The organism is Clostridium aciditolerans (assembly GCF_016316925.1).
Taxonomy (GTDB): Bacteria; Bacillota; Clostridia; order Clostridiales; family Clostridiaceae; genus Clostridium_AM; species Clostridium_AM aciditolerans.
In genome coordinates, this window is sequence record NZ_JAEEGB010000005.1 from 260,928 (window position 1) to 279,414 (window position 18,487).

Below are 18,487 nucleotides of genomic sequence, written 5' to 3' on the forward strand. Positions count from 1 at the left end.
CACAATGGAACAACTAGGTATAATTAAAAGCAACGCTGAAATAAGAGAATCAGCCCGAAAGCAATTAGTAGGAAGATGGGGCCCTGCAATTTTAGCTTATTTTATAATTACTATAATTGTAGGTTTACCTGGAACAATACCTGATGTAGGCTTTATAATCAGTCTACTAATAGCAGGCCCTTTTGCACTTGGTCAAACTATTTATTCAATAAAATTTAAACGGGGAGAACAGGTTTTTATAGAAAATATATTTGACGGTTTTAAGCGCTTTAGCACAGCATTTGTACTACAGTTTCTCATATCACTATTTGTATTTTTATGGTCATTACTATTAATTATTCCAGGAGTTATAGCATATCTAGGGTATTCCCAGGCTTTTTATATACTAAACGATAATCCTGGACTCACCGCAACAGAAGCACTAAATCGCAGCAAGGAAATGATGAAAGGATATAGAGGAAAGTTTTTTATGCTTCAATTGAGTTTTTTAGGCTGGGGAATATTGTGTATCTTGACTTTAGGAATAGGTTTTTTATGGCTAGTTCCTTATATGAATATATCCTTTGCTAATTTTTACGATAATCTTAAAAATGCACATGGTTCATTTTAAGTATAGGGTTTCTAGGCCGAAAGGTAACTTATACACTAAAACTTATTGGTAATATTTTTAGTTGAGAGTTGACAATTGACAGTTGACAGTGAAGGTGAGTTTTCTTCCTTACGTCAGAAAACTAATTTATTCTTAGGACTTGTTTCTCTAAAGAGAAACATCCACTTAAACTGTCCATTGTCCACTGTCAATTTTTAACTATTTATGGTTATTTTTTCTATAAAAATTACCAAATTAGTTTATAGTATAAATTAACTTTATAGCTGTTTTTCCTATATTATCTGTCTAGATGATTTACATATTTCCATATAATAAAGTCCTTTAGGGACTTCTTTTTACTTCTAATCTCTTCAAGTTCCTCATCAGTGGTGTTATTTAATACATATTGTTCAAATTTGGCAGCATCTTCTTCAGTAAAGTTGTCTGCTACAATCCATTTGTAGCCCTTATTTGCTATCACTAGTAATAATGGGTCTATTGATTTTTCACTAAGTATTTTTTTAGCTTCATTAATATCCATTTTATCACTCTCTTCTCTATATTAAGCAAACTTAAATGTTATTTTTCATTTAATAAATTTTCTCTATGAAATTATAACATTAATATATGTTTATTGTCATCATTGCCGTTAAATCTAACAATTAAAAAATAAGTTAAAAGAATATCCACCTTGTAGACATTCTCTCTTATACAGAAGCTTTATTTTTATAAACTCTATAAGCAGCAGCAGAAACTATTATAAAGAAGAATACAGATGATATCTGCCATAAAGTTGGACCTGTTGTGATAATTATAGGACGTTCCGGAGCCCAGTCAACTACATCCTTTACATCAGACTTAAGAACAAACTTCACTTCCTTATTTACTCCATCAAGTCCTACAGAAGCTAGGGGAACTCTAAATTCTATTTCCTTGGCATTATTATTTGAAGAAAAAGTGCTTTCTAATTGTTGTCCATTAAAACTTACCTTTACCACAATGCCGTTGTGGCTGCTATTACTTGCATAGTAGGTAGTTACATCAAATTGAGGTGCATATACAGGTTTCGTTGAACCAAAAAGATACTGTGGCAGTGTTGGTCCTTTTGTTCCATTCAACATAACTACATTAAAATGCCAAGGTTCTGATTTATTTGCTGCCTGCCTTATAACATGCAAATATAGATATTTGTCATCTGCATAATATCCTACCCCTAGAAAATCTAACCAGGGACTTTTTATATCATGTTTAGGATCTTCTACATAAGGCTTACCGATCCAATCCTGAAAGTTACCGTCAATTACAATATTAGTAGAATCAGCCGCTAGCACCCTCGCAGATGGTACAACCATAACTAACAGCAGTACAAATACAATTCTAAATACATTTTTCAATAAAACCGCACCTCCCAAAGCCTTATACTTACTATAGGGTTTCTAAATCCAAGGTTAACTTATACACTAAAATTTATTAGTAATATTTTTAGTTGAGAGTTGACAATTGAGAATTGAGAGTTAAGGTGAGTTTTCTTCCTTGCGTCGGAAAACTAATTTATTTTTTAGACTTGTTTCACTAATGTGAAACGTCGATTTATAAATTAAAGATTTTTCGTAGTGTAACGGCGAAAAATCATCCTGCACTCTCAACTTTCCACTCTCAACTCTCAACTATTTATCTTCTCCTATAAAAATTACCAAATTAGATTACAGCATAAGTCAACTTATGAGTTAGAAACCCTATAGCCTTGCAAGCAGAATTAAACTTCTGCTTACAGTTCTCCAAACATTCATTTTGCTTGCCCCACCTTTTAGCTGATATTTCAGTACAAAAGGTACTTCTGCTATTTTAAACCCTTCATTGTTAATCCTTACAAGAAGTTCCATCATACATGCAAAGCCTTTTTCAGCCACAAGTTTTCCTCCATGCTTCTCTGACAAAGTCCTAAGTGACTCTAAAGTATACAGCCTATATCCGCAGGTATAGTCTCTAACATTAGGTATTCTCAGCGTTAATGTATAAACTATCCTCGCCCCATAGGATAAAAGCTTTCTATAAAGTGATAATCCTTCAATTTTTGAACCCTTTCTATATCTTGAGGCTATTACACAATGAAGTTTTTCCTTTTTTAGCTTGTTTACCATAGAAAAAATATAATAGGGTTCATGAGTCATATCACTATCCATAATACAAAGATATCCTTTTTCTTCTTGCGATACAGCATAGCTTATTCCAGTATTTATTGCTTCTCCTAGTCCTTTATTTTCTTTATGTTTCAATATAGTAATATTACTATAGGACTTCTTTAATCTTTCAGCGATATTTAAAGTGTTATCACCGCTCCCATCGTCGACAATCACAAATTTTAATAAAAGTCCCTTTTCAAACAGTTTTCTTTCTTCCATATTCCATGCTTTAATTAAATTTTCTATATTATCTTCTTCATTATAACAAGGCAAAACTACATACAGCGTATCTTTATTCATTATTTATCCAATCCTTTATTTTATAATATAGTTTTAATCTTTTGCCTAGTTTTTCTGTCACAACTTTCTTCTCCTCTGTAAATGTTCTACTATTCCATGCAGCGTATTTTTCAACAGAGTTAATTATTCCAGCTACTCTCATAAAGAACACTATAAACCTATACATAGGCAATAGGAGTATAGTATACCAATGTTTATTCATGTAATTTATGACTTGCTTTAGTTCATTTAAATATAGCTTAGTAATTAGAAAATATATAAAGGAGTTAAAAACATAAACCATATACATTATTATATTTGCGCCTACAATAAGCTTTAGCGGATAATCAAGGAATATTAGATATATCATGGCAAATATCCATATGAATCTTGGAAATACAAAGGTATGATCCTTAATCATTGTGTATTTCAAAACATTTCTAAAACCTCTATTACTACCAATATCCTTAAAAAGAGAAGAAACCTCCACCTGCCCCCTCTGCCATCTTTGTCTTTGTATATACAGCTTGTCTAAGTTATCAATTGGGTCAACATAAAAGAAAGCATCCTCACATAATGCAACCTTCCCCTTCAAGAATTCTCTTATTTGAGATGTCATGTGAGTGTCTTCTCCAAGGGTTTCATTGTTATAAAGCTGAGTTTTTAAAACAACATCCTTTCTATAGCAAGAAAAAGCACCTGCTAACGTAAACATGGTATTACTGTAGGATTGAAATCCTCTTCCCACTAAAAAAGCTTCCGTATATTCAAAAAGCTCACAACGTTGAACAAGTCTAAGTGAAAGTTTTTTTGTTTTTTCAATCAAATTATTGTCTATTAGCACAACTCCTGTCATTGCATATATATCAGTATTACTTTCAAACTTTTCTACAACTCTTCTTACAGCATTTTTGTCTAAGATTCCATCGGAATCTATATTTATAATATACTTACCTTCTGCCATATAAAGTCCTTTATTTAATGCCTTTGCCTTTCCCTGTGATGAGTCTATCCACCATAATCTTAATCCTGGATTTTGTTCTTGAAAGGAACAAAAGACTTCATATGCCTTATCCTTTTGTCCATTATTTATGAGCAAAACCATTATATTTTTAAGCGGATAATTCTGCTCTACAATTGATTTAAGGCAGCTTGCTAGAGTTTTTTCTGAATTATACAAAGGTATTAATAAAGTTACATGAGGAAGATATTCTATATCCTCTTTTTTTCTTTTAAAATAACCGACAAGAACAACAAAACCACTTATAAGACCGGATATTATATCTACAACTAAAGGAATTACAAGCCATATTCCCCAAAATACAAATTCTCTTATTAAATTATTTTTCACCTTATATCCCCAACCTTTTGATACTTAAGCTGTGTAGATGTAAATACAAAATAGTAAAGTATAATCATAAGCCCAAAGAATAGGAGCCTTGCAAACAACGTATGAGCCATGTAAAATGCTGAAGCTCCAAAGACTTTTGTTATCAAAACAATAAATAATACTCTTATTATATTTGCAATAAATATATACGCATTACCTACAATAGTTAATAAAAGCTTTCTAATATTCCCCCCAAAAGGAAAAAACAATGCTAAAGAAGTGAATACAAGCATCTCAATTACACCTGAACATTCATAATTTATTAACATAGATACTATTCCACTTTTTGTATCCATAGAAACTATTGAATTTTCTTTAAAAACTTGAAAATACTTTGTACTGCTTCCTATGATGTTCAATGTATTTGATATTAAAATGTTTAAGTTCTTTTCTAGGTATGGAAGAAAAAATATCATACTTATTGTAAATGCTCCTATGCTTCCAGCTAAAAACTTAAAAAAATTCATTTTTGTATTTTTAAATAAAATTAAAGCTAAAATCCATAGTAAAACTACTATCAACAATAAACTAATTTTCTGCATAATCTCTCTCCATATTTATCTTTATAATCCTTTTTGTGTTAATATTTACAAACCATGGGTTTTCAATTACTCTAAGACCTTTAAATATAATCATGCTGTACTTTTCACTGCTACTTGTCTTTTTTCTCTTCTACGCATTCTTCTTTTTATATTTCTATCCCTATCAACCTTAATAAGTGTTGATAAGGCTGCTATTAAAACTAAAAATACTATAGATAAGGTTATACCAGTATTTAAATAAGGATATATTATCTTAATTTCAAGTTTTGGTGTCTTTAAGTAAATTAGATTGTCCAAAACTTCATAGCTCCCATTTAATTTCACAAAGCTGTCTAGAGCTGCTATCGGAACAATCACATTAGGAATATCACTTACTATACTTAGTACATTATTTTCTCTTTTAACATCTATTTTGTGAACTTCTCTTTTAGGAAGTTCATCTGCTTTTAAATTCAATGCATCTTCTAAAATTTTCACTGTGCCTCCATCTTTAGTTAAAAAACTGTAATAAGGTATATTAAGTCCCATAAAAGTTAAATTATCATTATCTTTTTTCCCAACATAGTTGAACAACCTTGAATTTAAAACCTCATAACTTTCACTATTTTCTATTCCTTTTAGAAAATAAGTTTTCCACTCGCTATATTCCTCAGGAAAGTTTTTCGTTTTAAGGCTTTCTTTTTTATAATAAATTTCACCATAGTTATTCTTAAGCGTAATTGGTTCTCCATTTACCCCTAAAAAACTTTCTTCAAGTCCTGCAGTATCAATTACTACCTTTATTCCACTTCTCGATAGTTTTAAAACTAAATTCTCTGCTGTTTTTTTATCCTTATACTTAAAGCCTGATAAAAATATAGCCTTTTTACTTTTTAGCTCATCGAAGCTGTAGTCATCTAAAAATTCTTTATCTCCTATCTGAAACTTTGGAAAAATGTACGCTATGTTAGAGGCGTATGAACCAATTGCTATTCCTTCATAGTTTACAGTTGTACCAAACCTGCTCATCACAGGATATTTATAAATAATATTTCCGCTATCTTCTTTATACTTTTTATACCCTACAGCCTCTGCATCATTTTGAAGCTTATTAAAATCGATTATTAAGCTTTTCTTTACAACAAGAGTATCAGCTCCAAGTTCTAATGATCTGTCAAACATTAATCCATAGTAGCCATTTTCAAGGGCAGTGTTTAACATAACAATATTGTTAGAAGTTGTTGCTCCTTGCCATGCCCATCCATACACCTGGTCTCTTACCCCTTGAACACTGTTATATCCAATATAGTAGCTTGGAAAAGAACCATAAGTTGAGTTGTCTAAGACCCCTACTCTTTGAGAAGCTATTTTTGATGCATCATCCATAGTTTTTGCTATATCTAATGGAAACTGTCTATTAAAGCCTAATGTGTAAAAGGAGCAGGCGGAATCTATTACTAATATAGAAATAAGCATTACTAAAACACTTTTCCTTAAGCTTTTCCATATTATAATCCCCATAATGATCATTGCCATGGAAATAGCGGTAAACCTCCTCATCCATAAGAGCTGATTCATAGGGAGCTTTTCCAAAATCGGTAGTACAGCTTTTGTAGTTCCAATAAGTATAATCAGTGATGCAATGAAGGATGGCCTTTCATTTTTCGTAGACATTAGAAGTCCAAAAACTGCTACAATAGCAAATGCTAATCCGAAATAATAGGTTTCAATATCAGAAAATCTCAAAAATGGATTAAGAGAAATAGTAAGTGGATAACTAAGTGACCTCATCACTTCTGAATTAGCTCCTTTATCTATTGCCATTATTCCTCCCTTTAAAGCTGGATACAGCCAAAAGGAAGATAACATTATTCCTAAGAAAGCATAGGTAAGCACTACTATATTTGTAAATATTCTTTTATTTATAACTGAATCCACTGCTGCAAGTATAAACAAAGATATTCCCGTCATTGCCGCTAACATCGCATGTGCTAAAGTTATTGTGCTCATTAAAAATGCCAATGCTAGATAGTCTTTGATTTTATTCTCTTTCAATGCTTTATAATAGAAAAAAAATACGAAGGGAATTAACGAATTAACAATAACATAAGGTATGTTCCCTTCAGAAAAAATAATTCTTAAATTATAAGGCACAAAGAACCAAAGGATAGCAAGTACCAATGCAAGGTTCTGCCTCTTCGTGTAATATCCAAAGCACAGCCATCCAAGTCCTCCCAGTATAAATACAAAAGCTACAAAAACATTAAAGGTAGTAATAATATTATTAGTAAGTAAATTAATAATTGCTAAAATGTAATAAGGTAGAGGTGCCCAATACCTGTAAGGTTGTACCCCGTTATACCAACTCTCATTATAGTTCAAAAAAAAGTTGCCCTTTTTAAAACTATCATATAAAATATTCCCCTTAAACAGATGTCCATAGGTATCTGATCCCCAGGGATAATGTCCTGTTCTATTTATTAAAACCAATACAAATAGAGAAGCGATGCTTAATATCATAAGATTCCTTAAGAACACTAATTTATCAAACTTTTTATTAAGTTTATTAAACTGTCTTCTCATCTCTACTAACTGCTCTGTAAGCTCCGAATTGCTGAGCTTTTCTTTATCCACCTGCACTGCATCCTCACCTCATTTCTACATAAAGCTCTTATTCTTCGATTATATATGTTCTTGTTGGATTTTCACTAATCTCCATTTTTTTAAAATACAGATTTTTATCATTTATAAGGCTCTTTATATCTACATAAAGCACCTTTCCTATATTCTCCATAGTAGGGTTAATCTCTTTAAAAGACTGATGTTCATTTAAATACTTATTTTCATAATTTAAGAAATAATTTTCAAGCTCATTTTCAAAATTAGTGAAGTTTACTGTATCACTCTCCTGAGATCCAAATAAAACTACAATCTCCCAGGTATGTGGATGAATATTTGAAGATTTTTCATTAAAAATTACAGAATGCTTTGCATTAAGGTAAAACTTAAATTTATAGTAAGTTTTCATGACTTATTTCTCCTTATTATTTTTTACTCCAAGAAGTTTTCTTCTTATAAAATATGTTACAAAAAATGGAATTGCCATAGAAAAAAACTTTGATATAAGAAAAGATAAATGAGATATATCAAAGCTTAACCACATAGTCGCATCTGCCACTGCAATACCTAAAGCAAATGTAGCCACATAAATCAATAATGAACTTGACAGATTCTTACTATCGAAAATATACTTCATACAGGTTACACACTGAAATATAAAACCTGATACTATTCCCACATTACAAGCAAGAAGATAGTTCAGGTTAGTCACATCATACAGCAAATAAGATATAGCAAAATCTATAACACTTGCCAAACAGGAAATAATAAAATACTTTCCTATATTTAATTTTAATAGCTCTTTTATCAATATATCATCCCCATCACCAACTACATTTTATGACAATAAATACTCTTTATAAACAACAAAATTCTGCAAATATCTTTTATTTTATTATAATATCATACTGTATATTTAGTGTCACTAAAATTTCACATTAAAAATATACCAATTTTTGTTACGCGCTTGGTTAATCCTTTTCTTTTAGTTATGGCAAGATATACAGGCTATTGATATACTTATAACTAGTATTGCTAAAGTTTTACTTTATACAAGGGGGAACACCAATGAATAAAATAATACATATATGTTTTTCGGAAAGTACAAGGGGATCTATTAGGCATGCCTTATCAGAAAATTTACTTGAAGGAAGTATGGTTATAAGCTTTTGTGATGATTTATCACATGGACCTATAGCTAATGTAGAAATGCACAACAGAGCTATATGGTGGAATAAGGTACTACCCAAAGATGAATTTGATTATATCGAAGATGTAAAACAAAACTATAAGGATTTTTTTCAAAAGATTTGTGAGATAAAAAATGAAACTGTTTATATGTGGTATGGTGAAAACGCCTATGAACTTTGTGGATTAATGTATGCCATTTTATCTGTAGAATGTAACATTAAAAATTTATACATTATTAATGTATCAAATATTACATATAATAAAGGTCTTAAAAATGAATATAAACCAAGATACTCGGGGGAAATTGTACCTGAAAAATTTATAGATTTTATAAAATCTAAGACTAAAATTGATGAAGAAACTTTTAATAACATAAAAGAGCTTTGGAGTAAATTACAAGAGGAAAATACACTTTTTAGAATTTGTGAAAATGGGAAAGTTATCAGTGTTTCTGAAGATTATCTTGATGAATTTATATTAGGATACACCAATGAAAAGTTTAGAAAAGCAGCTAGAATTGTCGGGGAAGCTCTTGGATACAGTAAAATTCATGTAAGTGATACCTTTATATTCTGGCGAATACTTGAAATGATTCAACTTGGTAAAATAGAATACAAAGGAACCTTTGGAATCATGAGAGAGATGGAACTAAAACAAGCAGAGGGAATATATATTAGAAATTATAACAAGCTTGTAAGAGATAACATACCAAAAATAATTGAAGCTGATGGTAAAGAACTTAAATTTAGAAGGTTAGAAGATGAGGAATATTTAGAGGCATTAGATGAAAAACTTCATGAAGAAATGATGGAGTACTCCTTAAATAATGGCAGCACAGAGGAATTAGCTGATATAGTAGAAGTCATTTATGCTATTTTAGAACATAAAAATATAGATATAACAGAATTCGAAAAAATAAGATTACAAAAAAAGAATATTAATGGCGGCTTTAAAGAAAAACTATTTTTAGAGACTGTAAGAAAGCCATAGAAATGCACCCCTAAGGTATTGTGTGAAGCCTAGGGGTGCATTTTTAATAAACTGTACTTACAAAATAAATTTTTCTCAAAAAATAATTATATTGAGAAAAATTTAAATATTTTAAATTTTTTACTAAAATCCATTTACACTATTTTACTATTATACTATAATTAATCTAAAGAATTATAGTATAAGAATATTTTTTATAGTATAACTATAAAAAAATATAGAATAAATATAAATTTTATAGTTATACTATAAAATTTTATTCAAAACAAAAAAAGCACTATAATACTTTATACACATGTGTAAAAACCCTCGCAAAACATTTTATATTCAACAACCAAATTTAACCTATTTTTCAAATAAATCTCTATAATATTCTTTTGAAAGGTGGTTCATATTATGTTAAGCAAAAAAACTATGTGCAAACTTTTGTCACTAGCTTTTATTGCAACACTTATTGCGCCTTCAGCAAAGGTTAGCGCTAAAGAATCAAGTAGTGTCTTTAAAAATACTATGCCTAAAGTAGAAAGACAAGCTTGGAAAGGGAATGTTCATAAAGCTAAACCATTAGTAGTATTAATGGACTACAAAGATTACAACCACACTCAGCTTGTGGACAAAGACAAAGCAATCCTAGATCAAAGATTTTATGCTAAATACAAAGCTGAAGACTTTACTCCAGAACACTACAAGAATATATTCTTTGCACCAAGCACCTACAAAAGTGCTGATGGAAAAGATTATGTTTCCATGAGAGGATATTTTGCTGAAGAGTCTGGCGGAAGCTTTGACTTTAATGGTGGTGTTGCTGGTTGGTATCAAGCAGATCATGAAGCAAAATATTATGGTGCATCAGATCCTCTTTATACTAATGGAGGAACAGATCAAAATAATGCAGCAAAATTAGCTTTAGAAGCTTTCCAAAAGGTAGCAAACGATCCTAGCATTAATCTATCTGATTATGACGTAGAAGATCCAATGGATGTGGACAATGATGGAAATTATTTTGAACCAGATGGAGTTATCGATACTTTAATTGTTATTCATCCTGGTATTGGAGAAAATTTTACCGGTGGAAGTCTAGGTGAAGATGCTATTTGGCCTTTCCAGGGAAAGTTCTACGAATATGCTGCTGCTAATAACAGTATGCCTGAAGTGAAAGATAGTAAAGGCAATAAGATAAAAGCTTGTAAATTTATATGTATGGAACAGAATCTTCCACCTGATTTAATGCTTCACGAATATGGACATTATTTAGGTTTACCGGATTTATATGCTTACCGTGGAAGTACACCTCCTGTACAATATTGGTCTGAACATGGTGGTAGCTATCTTGGTCCTTTCCTTGGAGCATCTCCAATAAGCTATGGTGCTTATGGCCGTAATCGCCTAGAGCAAATTGGCAAAGACAAAGGGGTAGACTTAAATTGGACTAATAATAAGACTATTTCCTTAAATGAATTAAAGCAGAAGGGACAAACTGTAACTTTAGATCAAGAGGCTCTAAATGGTACAAACCCAAATCTAATTAAAATAACATTACCTAATAACGAAACAAAATTTGTTAATCCTCCAAGTGGAAAGAATGTATTCTTTAGTGGAAAAGCTGTTTACGATATGCGTAATTCCATGGATCTAAAAAAACCTTTAGATTTAACTACGGCTAAGGGTGCATCCATTAGCTTTAAGACTTTATATGATTTAGCACCTAATGATGATTTTGCATCTGTACAAGTTAGAGAAAAAGGCAGTAATGGCAAATGGACTTCTGTAAAAGGTAATATAACTACTACTGCAAACCCTAATGATACAACACCAGATGACCCAATGGATAGAAATCCTGGTAATGGTATCACCGGTTCTTCTAATGGTAAATGGGTAGATGCTAATTTTGACTTAAAAGACTTTTTAGGAAAAGAAATAGAGCTTAGAATATTCAACTGGACTTTTGATATGTCAAAATATCCTGGTATCTACATTGATGATGTAAACATAACTGTAGACAATAAAATTGTTATTTCTGATGGTGCAGAAGATAAAGCAACAACTGCTTTTAACTTAAATGATTTTGTAGTTACTGATGGAACCAACACTGGTACTCACACTTATATGTTAGAATTAAGAAATCATCACAATTCCCATATAGATAATGCCCTTGGTGGTGGACTATTTAGATATTTACCAGCTGCTAAAGCACCGGTTTATGATTTGGTTCATGATCCTGGTCTATTAGTATGGTATGAAAATGGTGAATACAAAGAACAGGAAACTAAAGATCATCTTGGTTATGCAATGACTGGCATTGTAGATGCTGACCAAAATCCAATTGCGGCTACTAAAACTGATGGCACTAAATCTTCAGATGTTGCAACATACCAAATGAGAGATGCTGCTTTTGGCTTAAGAGAGCAGACTCCATTCAAATTTACAAATCCAAATAATGGTGATGTTACAGAAGATACTTCCTTAATGATGAATCCAATATTTGATGATTCTAAGGATTACTCAAGTAAAGACGCTAAGCTTGAAGCTGGATTAATATTACCAAACAATGGAGTAATGGTCTTTGTAACAGAAGAGAATTCAAATATCAGCAGCAACAAAGTTCACATAACTACTAAAAATGTAAAAAATCCAACTTATCAAGATGCTAAGGAAATTAAACATATAAAGGTAAAAGATAACAAAGTTTATATTACTACTGATAGAAAATATTCAGATACTGCTTATGTAAGCTATCTATCTCCAGATGGACAAACAGAAAATAAGCTTAAGTTAAGTTACAACGAAGATAAAAAGGCTTATGAAGGAGATATAAGCTTTGCAGCAGGAAAAGGTACTTGGAAAATTAATTATATAATTATTTCCGACTCCGATAAAAACACAAAAGCTTTCTATAACATAAAAGCTAACAAAGTATTTGGTGACGACTTTGGTAAAGGTGATTTAACTTTTAAAAACTAGCTATTGTATTAATATTTTGAAAGGTGGTTTATATTATGTTAAGCAAAAAAACTATGTGCAAACTTTTGTCACTAGCCTTTGTTGCAACACTTATCGTACCTTCATTTAAAGTTAGTGCAAAAGAAGCAAATACTGTTTTTAAAGACTCTATGCCTAAATATGAAAGGCAACCTTGGAAAGGAACTGTTTATAAGGCAAAGCCATTAGTAGTATTAATGGATTATAAAGATTATAATCATACTGAAATTAATGAAAAAGATGCAAAAAGCATAAAGGATTTTAATTTCGCTAACTACAAAGCTGAAGACTATACTCCAGAACATTATCAAAATATGTTCTTTGGAGAAAACAGTTATAAAGGTGCTGATGGAAAAGATTATGTTTCCATGAGAAGACATCTTTTTGAAGAATCTGGCGGAAGCTTCGACTTTAATGGTGGAGTTGCTGGTTGGTACCAAGCAGATCATGAGGCAAAATATTATGGTGCATTGGACCCTCTTTATACTAATGGAGGATCAGATCAGAATAATGCAGCAAAACTAGCTTTAGAAGCTCTTGAAAAAGCGTCAAAAGATCCTAAAATTGATTTATCTCAATATGATGTTGAAGATCCAATGGATAAAGATGGTGACGGAAACTACTTTGAGCCAGATGGCGTTATCGATACTTTAATTGTTATTCATCCTGGTATTGGGGAAGAGTACGGTGGCGGTTCTCTAGGTGCAGATGCTATTTGGCCTTTCCAAGGAAAGTTCTATGAATATGGTGCCGCTGGTAATACTATGCCTGAGGTAACAGACAGTAAAGGTCGTAAAATAAGGGCTAACAAGTTTATTTGTATGGAACAAAATCTTCCGCCTGATTTAATGGTTCATGAATATGGACATTACCTAGGTTTACCAGACTTATATGGTTACGATGGAAGTGAACCTCCTGTGCAATATTGGTCTCAAATGGGAGGAAGCTATACTGGTCCTATTTGTGGAGTATATCCATTAAGCTATGGTGGTTATGGCCGTAATATGTTGCAGCAAATTGGAAAAAACAAAAATGTAGCGCTAAATTGGGCTAAAGATAAAACTGTCACTTTAGACGAGTTAAAGCAAAAAGGCCAAACCTTCACCTTAGATGAAGAATCAGTAAATGGTAAAAACTTAAATTTAATTAATATAAAATTACCTGCTAATGAAACTAGACTTGTTACTCCTCCAAGCGGAAAGAATGTTTTCTTTAGTGGAAAACCTGTTTATGATATGCGTAACTCTATGGAACTTAAAAAGCCTTTAGATTTAACTAACACTACAAGTGCATCAATAAACTTTAAAACTTTATATGATTTAGCGCCTAATGATGACTTTGCATCTGTACAAGTTAGAGTAAAAGGTACTAACAATTGGGTTGCAGTAAAAGGTAATATAACTACTACAGAAAATCCTAATGACACTACTCCAAATGATCCACTAGATAGAAACCCAGGTCACGGTATAACTGGTTCTTCTAATGGTAAATGGGTAGATGCCAGCTTTAACCTAAAAGATTTTATAGGAAAAGAAATAGAACTTAGAATATTCAACTGGACCTTTGATATGTCAACACATCCTGGCATTTATATAGATGATGTAAACATAACTGTAGACAATAAAACTGTTGTTTTTGATGATGCAGAAGATAAGGCGAACTCAGCATTTAACTTTAATGATTTTGTAATTACTGATGGAACTAATAGTGGAACTCACTCTTATATTTTAGAATTAAGAAATCATACTAATTCAAATGTAGACAAGTCTCTTGGTGGACCACTTAGAAAATCTATACCTGGAGATGTGGTATATGATGCTGGTTTATTAATGTGGTATGCAAATGGAGAATATAACGAACAGAATGTTAGCAAACATCCTGGTTATGCAATGGCTGGTGTTATAGACGCTGATCAAAATACAGTTATGGCTACTAAAGTTGATAATTCTAAAATTAAAGATAAAATAATGTATCAACTTAGAGATGCTGCCTTTGGCTTAAGGAAACAAACTCCATTAAAACTCAATTGGTCAAATGGAACTGTTACAGAAGATACTTCTTTAATGATGAATCCGATATTTGATGATTCTAAAGATTACTCAAATAAAGCTACTCCTCAAGGTGGATTAATATTACCAAACAATGGAGTAATGGTCTTTGTAACAGAAGAGAATTCAAATATCAGCAGCAACAAAGTTCACATAACTACTAAAAATGTAAAAAATCCAACTTACCAAGATGCTAAAGAAATTAAGCATATAAAGGTAAAAGATAACAAAGTTTATATCACTACTGATAAAAAATATTCCGATACTGCCTATGTAAGCTATCTATCTTCAGATGGACAAACAGAAAATAAGATTAAGCTAAGCTACAACGAAGATAAAAAAGCTTATGAAGGAGATATAAGCTTTGCAGCAGGAAAAGGTACTTGGAAAATTAATTATATAATTATTTCCGACTCCGATAAAAACACAAAAGCTTTCTATAACATAAAAGCTAACAAAGTATTTGGTGACGACTTTAGTAAAGGTGATTCAACTTCTAAAAACTAGGTTAAAAAAACGGTAAGTAATTCCTTTTTAAAAATCAAGTAAATAGAAGAGACTCTCTCAAAATAAAATTTTGAGAGAGTCTTTTCTACTATTGTAAATTATTCAATAAGAGTTTAAGTTTTTCCCTTAAATCTAAAGCTTCTTCCATAGACATTCCAGTGCTACAAAATACTTTACCTGGTATTTCTAGAGCCTCATCCTTCATCTTCATTCCCTTTTCAGACAGCTTTACATACACATTTCTTTCATCTTCTGTATCTCTTATTCTCTTAAGTATCTCCATGTTTTCAAGTTTTTTTAGCAAAGGAGTAAGAGTGCCAGAATCTAAATGAAGTTTTTTACCAAGTTCTTTTACAGTTATATTATCCTCTTCCCAAAGTGCTAAGAGAGTAATATATTGAGTATAGGTTATGCCAAACTTATCTAAAAAAGGCTTATAGATTCTAGTCACTTCTTTAGCACAAGCATACAAGGCAAAACATAATTGATTATCTAGTTTTAGTGATTCATAATTCATATTTTAAAATTACCTTATAATAATTTTTCTATTTCAGGAATCATATCTAATGGTTCTGTTGTAGGCTCAAATCTACCAACTATATTACCTTCTCTGTCAATTAAGAACTTAGTAAAATTCCATTTTATAGAGTTGCCTATTAAGTATTCAGGAAATTTTTCTTCTAAGAAGCTATTTAATATTTTCCCACTTGGATGATTTAAATCCAGTCCTTTAAAAGGAACTGCTTCGCTTAAATATTTAAATAGTGGATGTGCTGAAGCACCTCTTACATCTATTTTTTCAAATAGAGGGAATGTTACTCCATAATTTATTTCACAGAACTTCTTAACTTCATTATTATTTCCAGGCTCTTGTTCTGCAAATTGGTTGCAAGGGAATCCTAATATTTCAAGGCCTTTACTGTTATACTTTTCATATATCTTTTCTAAATCTGCATATTGAGGTGTAAAACCACATTTACTTGCAGTGTTTGCAATTATTAATACTTTTCCTTTATAGTTCTCAAGAGATATTTCTTCACCATCTATTCCTTTTAATTTAAAATCATAAATTGACATATTATATTCCTCCCTTAAATTTAATTATATAAAATTAAATTGTATAAAACTAATTTATATCTTAAATCTATCATTAATCCAAGACTTTGTCAATGATTATTTTCTTTAAATAACTATTACAAATTAAACTTCAGATAATAAAATAAGATCACATTAAATAATACGAATAACATGGAAATGTTTGCTATGTTCTTATATTGACATTCAAACTCATATTTGGTATTCTTTAATAGAACAAATGTTCGTATAAGGAGTGATAGCATGGAAAGAATAACAACGGGAAACAAAACTAAGATTGATTTGATGTGGGAGAACTGTAATGAAACAGGATTAGAACACCTATTTTTACTAAAAGATAATCATTGTATTACAGCAAATTCAATTATTCTAACAATGAGAGGAAATGCTCCAATTCGTGTTTGGTATAAAGTATATTGTGATTTAGACTGGAATGTTAACAAATTTGACATTCATATGTTTGATGATAATTATAAAAATATTATGTTAGTATCCGATGTCAAAGGAAATTGGGCAACTAGTACAGGTGAACCTGTAAAAGATTTAAGAGGCTGTACAGATATTGATATCTCAGCTACGCCTTTTACAAATACAATTCCTATTAAACGTTTATCCTTAAAACCAGGAGAATCAAAAGAAATAAAAGTAGTTTATGTTGATGTTTATAATTTCAACTTAAGGCCTGTGAAACAGCGTTATACTTGTTTGGAATCAAAAATAGATGGCTATAAATATAGATATGAAAATATAGATAGCGGTTTTATGGCAGAATTTTGGGTAGATATAGAAGGATTTGTTATAGATTATCCTGATTTGTTTAAAAGAATATATAATTTTGAAAGTTAAGTTATTTAGGGCTGCAAGCCAGTTACCGAACTTGCAGCCCTATGTTACCTTGATATTATTTCTATACCATCTTCAGTTACTAAAATTGTATGTTCCCATTGCGCTGAAAGTGACCCATCTTCTGTAAGTACTGTCCAGTCATCATCAGCATCTACAAATACTTTATGACTGCCTGCATTTATCATAGGTTCGATAGTAATCACCATACCTGGTACTAATATCATTCCCTCTCCCCTATTTCCATAGTGATAAACAAAAGGCTCCTCCTGAAACTTGAGTCCTGTTCCATGCCCTCCAAGGTCCCTGACTACTGAGTACCCATTAGTTTCTGCATGTTCTTGTATAGCTGCTCCTATATCACCTAAAAATCCCCAAGGTCTAACTGCTTCTACTCCCTTATATAGACATTCTTTAGTTACATCTACTAATTTTCTAGCGTCTTCACTTACATTGCCAATTGTAAACATTCTAGATGCATCTGAGTAGTATCCATTAAATATAGTAGATGCATCAACATTTATGATATCCCCACTCTTAAGAATTACATTCTCACTTGGTATACCATGGCACACCTCATCATTAATTGATGTACAAATGCTCTTTGGAAAACCATTATAATTAAGAGTAGCTGGTACTCCTCCTCTAGCCACTGTATAATCGTGAGCTAACTTATTAATTTTCTCTGTACTCATACCCTCTCTAATATTGTTACTAATTAAATCCAGAACACCATTATTGATTTCAGCGCTTTTTCTTATTCCTTCGATTTGCTTTTTATTTTTAATAATATTTCTTGATGGTACTTTATATCCTTGTTGTTTTAATTTCTCTAGCTTTTCGTCAAAACCTAAATGGCACTTCTTATATTTTAATCCACTTCCACACCAACATTCATCATTTCTATTTAAACTCATTTAATACTCTCCTTAATCTAATTTATTTATACAAATCTACAAGCTCAACAATTGATAAGCTTCTTTTGATAAAGTGTTCTTTAATATCAATATCCAAGCTATTCATTTTTGCTTCCCATCCCGTTACAATTGACTAATAAACATCTTTTACAACTTAGGTTTTAACAAGTAATACCTTTTGTCTTTAACTTACATTTTATCATCATACTTATAAAAAGTAAAAGTGATACCATTACTAGTACCACTTTGCCTTTTATATTAATTACTAGCTTTTTCTTATTCATAAGAAATTATTCTTGATACGACGTTGAAAACAATGTTTAATAATGACTATGC

At 31.1% G+C, this 18,487-nt stretch carries 16 protein-coding genes; 5 read left to right on the plus strand and 11 right to left on the minus strand.

The genetic code is table 11. The features are described from left to right. Positions 1-4: 4 nt before the first annotated feature. Entirely contained in the window at positions 5-610 is a 606-nt protein-coding gene (locus I6U51_RS04895) for a DUF975 family protein (RefSeq protein WP_211141472.1), read from the plus strand. Positions 611-887: 277 nt separating this feature from the next. Here I6U51_RS04895 and I6U51_RS04900 read toward each other — a convergent pair whose 3' ends face one another. The 8 genes from I6U51_RS04900 to I6U51_RS04935 form a co-directional block, all read right to left on the minus strand. Continuing rightward, a complete protein-coding gene (locus I6U51_RS04900) occupies positions 888-1,130 on the minus strand; it encodes a hypothetical protein (protein WP_211141473.1) in 243 nt (80 codons plus the stop codon). A gap of 166 nt (positions 1,131-1,296) precedes the next feature. Continuing rightward, positions 1,297-1,983, minus strand: a complete 687-nt coding sequence (locus tag I6U51_RS04905; RefSeq protein ID WP_211141474.1) for a hypothetical protein — start codon at positions 1,981-1,983, stop codon at positions 1,297-1,299. Between the two features lie 342 nt (positions 1,984-2,325). After that, complete coding sequence (locus I6U51_RS04910) at positions 2,326-3,072, minus strand: glycosyltransferase (protein ID WP_211141475.1); 747 nt, start codon at positions 3,070-3,072, stop codon at positions 2,326-2,328. Beyond that, positions 3,065-4,402, minus strand: a complete 1,338-nt coding sequence (locus tag I6U51_RS04915) for a TIGR03111 family XrtG-associated glycosyltransferase (RefSeq protein WP_211141476.1) — start codon at positions 4,400-4,402, stop codon at positions 3,065-3,067. Before I6U51_RS04915 ends, I6U51_RS04910 begins: the two co-directional genes overlap by 8 nt. Beyond that, the gene (gene xrtG / locus I6U51_RS04920; protein WP_211141477.1) at positions 4,399-4,983 is read right to left on the minus strand and encodes an exosortase family protein XrtG; all 585 of its coding nucleotides are present in this window, start codon (positions 4,981-4,983) and stop codon (positions 4,399-4,401) included. Before xrtG ends, I6U51_RS04915 begins: the two co-directional genes overlap by 4 nt. Before the next feature lie 90 nt (positions 4,984-5,073). Further along, the gene (locus I6U51_RS04925) at positions 5,074-7,596 is read right to left on the minus strand and encodes a 6-pyruvoyl-tetrahydropterin synthase-related protein (RefSeq protein ID WP_343069512.1); all 2,523 of its coding nucleotides are present in this window, start codon (positions 7,594-7,596) and stop codon (positions 5,074-5,076) included. A gap of 37 nt (positions 7,597-7,633) precedes the next feature. Then, complete coding sequence (locus I6U51_RS04930) at positions 7,634-7,990, minus strand: 6-carboxytetrahydropterin synthase (RefSeq protein WP_211141479.1); 357 nt, start codon at positions 7,988-7,990, stop codon at positions 7,634-7,636. Positions 7,991-7,993: 3 nt separating this feature from the next. Then, entirely contained in the window at positions 7,994-8,392 is a 399-nt protein-coding gene (locus I6U51_RS04935; RefSeq protein ID WP_211141481.1) for a GtrA family protein, read from the minus strand. A gap of 257 nt (positions 8,393-8,649) precedes the next feature. Here I6U51_RS04935 and I6U51_RS04940 point away from each other — a divergent pair, with 257 nt between their 5' ends. From I6U51_RS04940 to I6U51_RS04950, 3 genes are all read left to right on the plus strand, one after another. Then, entirely contained in the window at positions 8,650-9,762 is a 1,113-nt protein-coding gene (locus I6U51_RS04940; RefSeq protein WP_211141483.1) for a DUF3658 domain-containing protein, read from the plus strand. Between the two features lie 396 nt (positions 9,763-10,158). Next, complete coding sequence (locus I6U51_RS04945; RefSeq protein WP_211141485.1) at positions 10,159-12,723, plus strand: immune inhibitor A domain-containing protein; 2,565 nt, start codon at positions 10,159-10,161, stop codon at positions 12,721-12,723. 35 nt (positions 12,724-12,758) lie between these two features. Continuing rightward, positions 12,759-15,296, plus strand: a complete 2,538-nt coding sequence (locus I6U51_RS04950; protein ID WP_211141487.1) for an immune inhibitor A domain-containing protein — start codon at positions 12,759-12,761, stop codon at positions 15,294-15,296. An 88-nt stretch (positions 15,297-15,384) separates the two neighbouring features. On the opposite strand, the gene I6U51_RS04955 is transcribed toward I6U51_RS04950, so the two are convergent. Both I6U51_RS04955 and I6U51_RS04960 read right to left on the minus strand, forming a co-directional pair. Next, on the minus strand, positions 15,385-15,813 hold the full coding sequence (locus I6U51_RS04955; protein ID WP_211141488.1) for a MarR family winged helix-turn-helix transcriptional regulator: 429 nt from the start codon (positions 15,811-15,813) through the stop codon (positions 15,385-15,387). 14 nt (positions 15,814-15,827) lie between these two features. Beyond that, entirely contained in the window at positions 15,828-16,373 is a 546-nt protein-coding gene (locus tag I6U51_RS04960; protein ID WP_211141490.1) for a glutathione peroxidase, read from the minus strand. Positions 16,374-16,634: 261 nt separating this feature from the next. On the opposite strand from I6U51_RS04960, the gene I6U51_RS04965 reads away from it, so the two are divergent. Beyond that, the gene (locus tag I6U51_RS04965; RefSeq protein ID WP_211141491.1) at positions 16,635-17,237 is read left to right on the plus strand and encodes a putative glycolipid-binding domain-containing protein; all 603 of its coding nucleotides are present in this window, start codon (positions 16,635-16,637) and stop codon (positions 17,235-17,237) included. Between the two features lie 44 nt (positions 17,238-17,281). On the opposite strand, the gene I6U51_RS04970 is transcribed toward I6U51_RS04965, so the two are convergent. Continuing rightward, positions 17,282-18,151 (minus strand): methionyl aminopeptidase, encoded by an 870-nt coding sequence (locus I6U51_RS04970; RefSeq protein WP_211141493.1) that lies wholly within the window; start codon positions 18,149-18,151, stop codon positions 17,282-17,284. Positions 18,152-18,487: the final 336 nt, after the last annotated feature.

Excerpts from the sequence above, each read along its gene's own strand:
- I6U51_RS04895 (WP_211141472.1), top strand. The coding sequence starts at position 5 with ATGGAACAACTAGGTATAATTAAAAGCAACGCTGAAATAAGAGAATCA.
- I6U51_RS04900 (WP_211141473.1), bottom strand. The coding sequence starts at position 1,130 with ATGGATATTAATGAAGCTAAAAAAATACTTAGTGAAAAATCAATAGAC.
- I6U51_RS04910 (WP_211141475.1), bottom strand. The coding sequence starts at position 3,072 with ATGAATAAAGATACGCTGTATGTAGTTTTGCCTTGTTATAATGAAGAA.
- xrtG (WP_211141477.1), bottom strand. The coding sequence starts at position 4,983 with ATGCAGAAAATTAGTTTATTGTTGATAGTAGTTTTACTATGGATTTTA.
- I6U51_RS04930 (WP_211141479.1), bottom strand. The coding sequence starts at position 7,990 with ATGAAAACTTACTATAAATTTAAGTTTTACCTTAATGCAAAGCATTCT.
- I6U51_RS04940 (WP_211141483.1), top strand. The coding sequence starts at position 8,650 with ATGAATAAAATAATACATATATGTTTTTCGGAAAGTACAAGGGGATCT.
- I6U51_RS04945 (WP_211141485.1), top strand. The coding sequence starts at position 10,159 with ATGTTAAGCAAAAAAACTATGTGCAAACTTTTGTCACTAGCTTTTATT.
- I6U51_RS04950 (WP_211141487.1), top strand. The coding sequence starts at position 12,759 with ATGTTAAGCAAAAAAACTATGTGCAAACTTTTGTCACTAGCCTTTGTT.
- I6U51_RS04955 (WP_211141488.1), bottom strand. The coding sequence starts at position 15,813 with ATGAATTATGAATCACTAAAACTAGATAATCAATTATGTTTTGCCTTG.
- I6U51_RS04960 (WP_211141490.1), bottom strand. The coding sequence starts at position 16,373 with ATGTCAATTTATGATTTTAAATTAAAAGGAATAGATGGTGAAGAAATA.
- I6U51_RS04965 (WP_211141491.1), top strand. The coding sequence starts at position 16,635 with ATGGAAAGAATAACAACGGGAAACAAAACTAAGATTGATTTGATGTGG.
- I6U51_RS04970 (WP_211141493.1), bottom strand. The coding sequence starts at position 18,151 with ATGAGTTTAAATAGAAATGATGAATGTTGGTGTGGAAGTGGATTAAAA.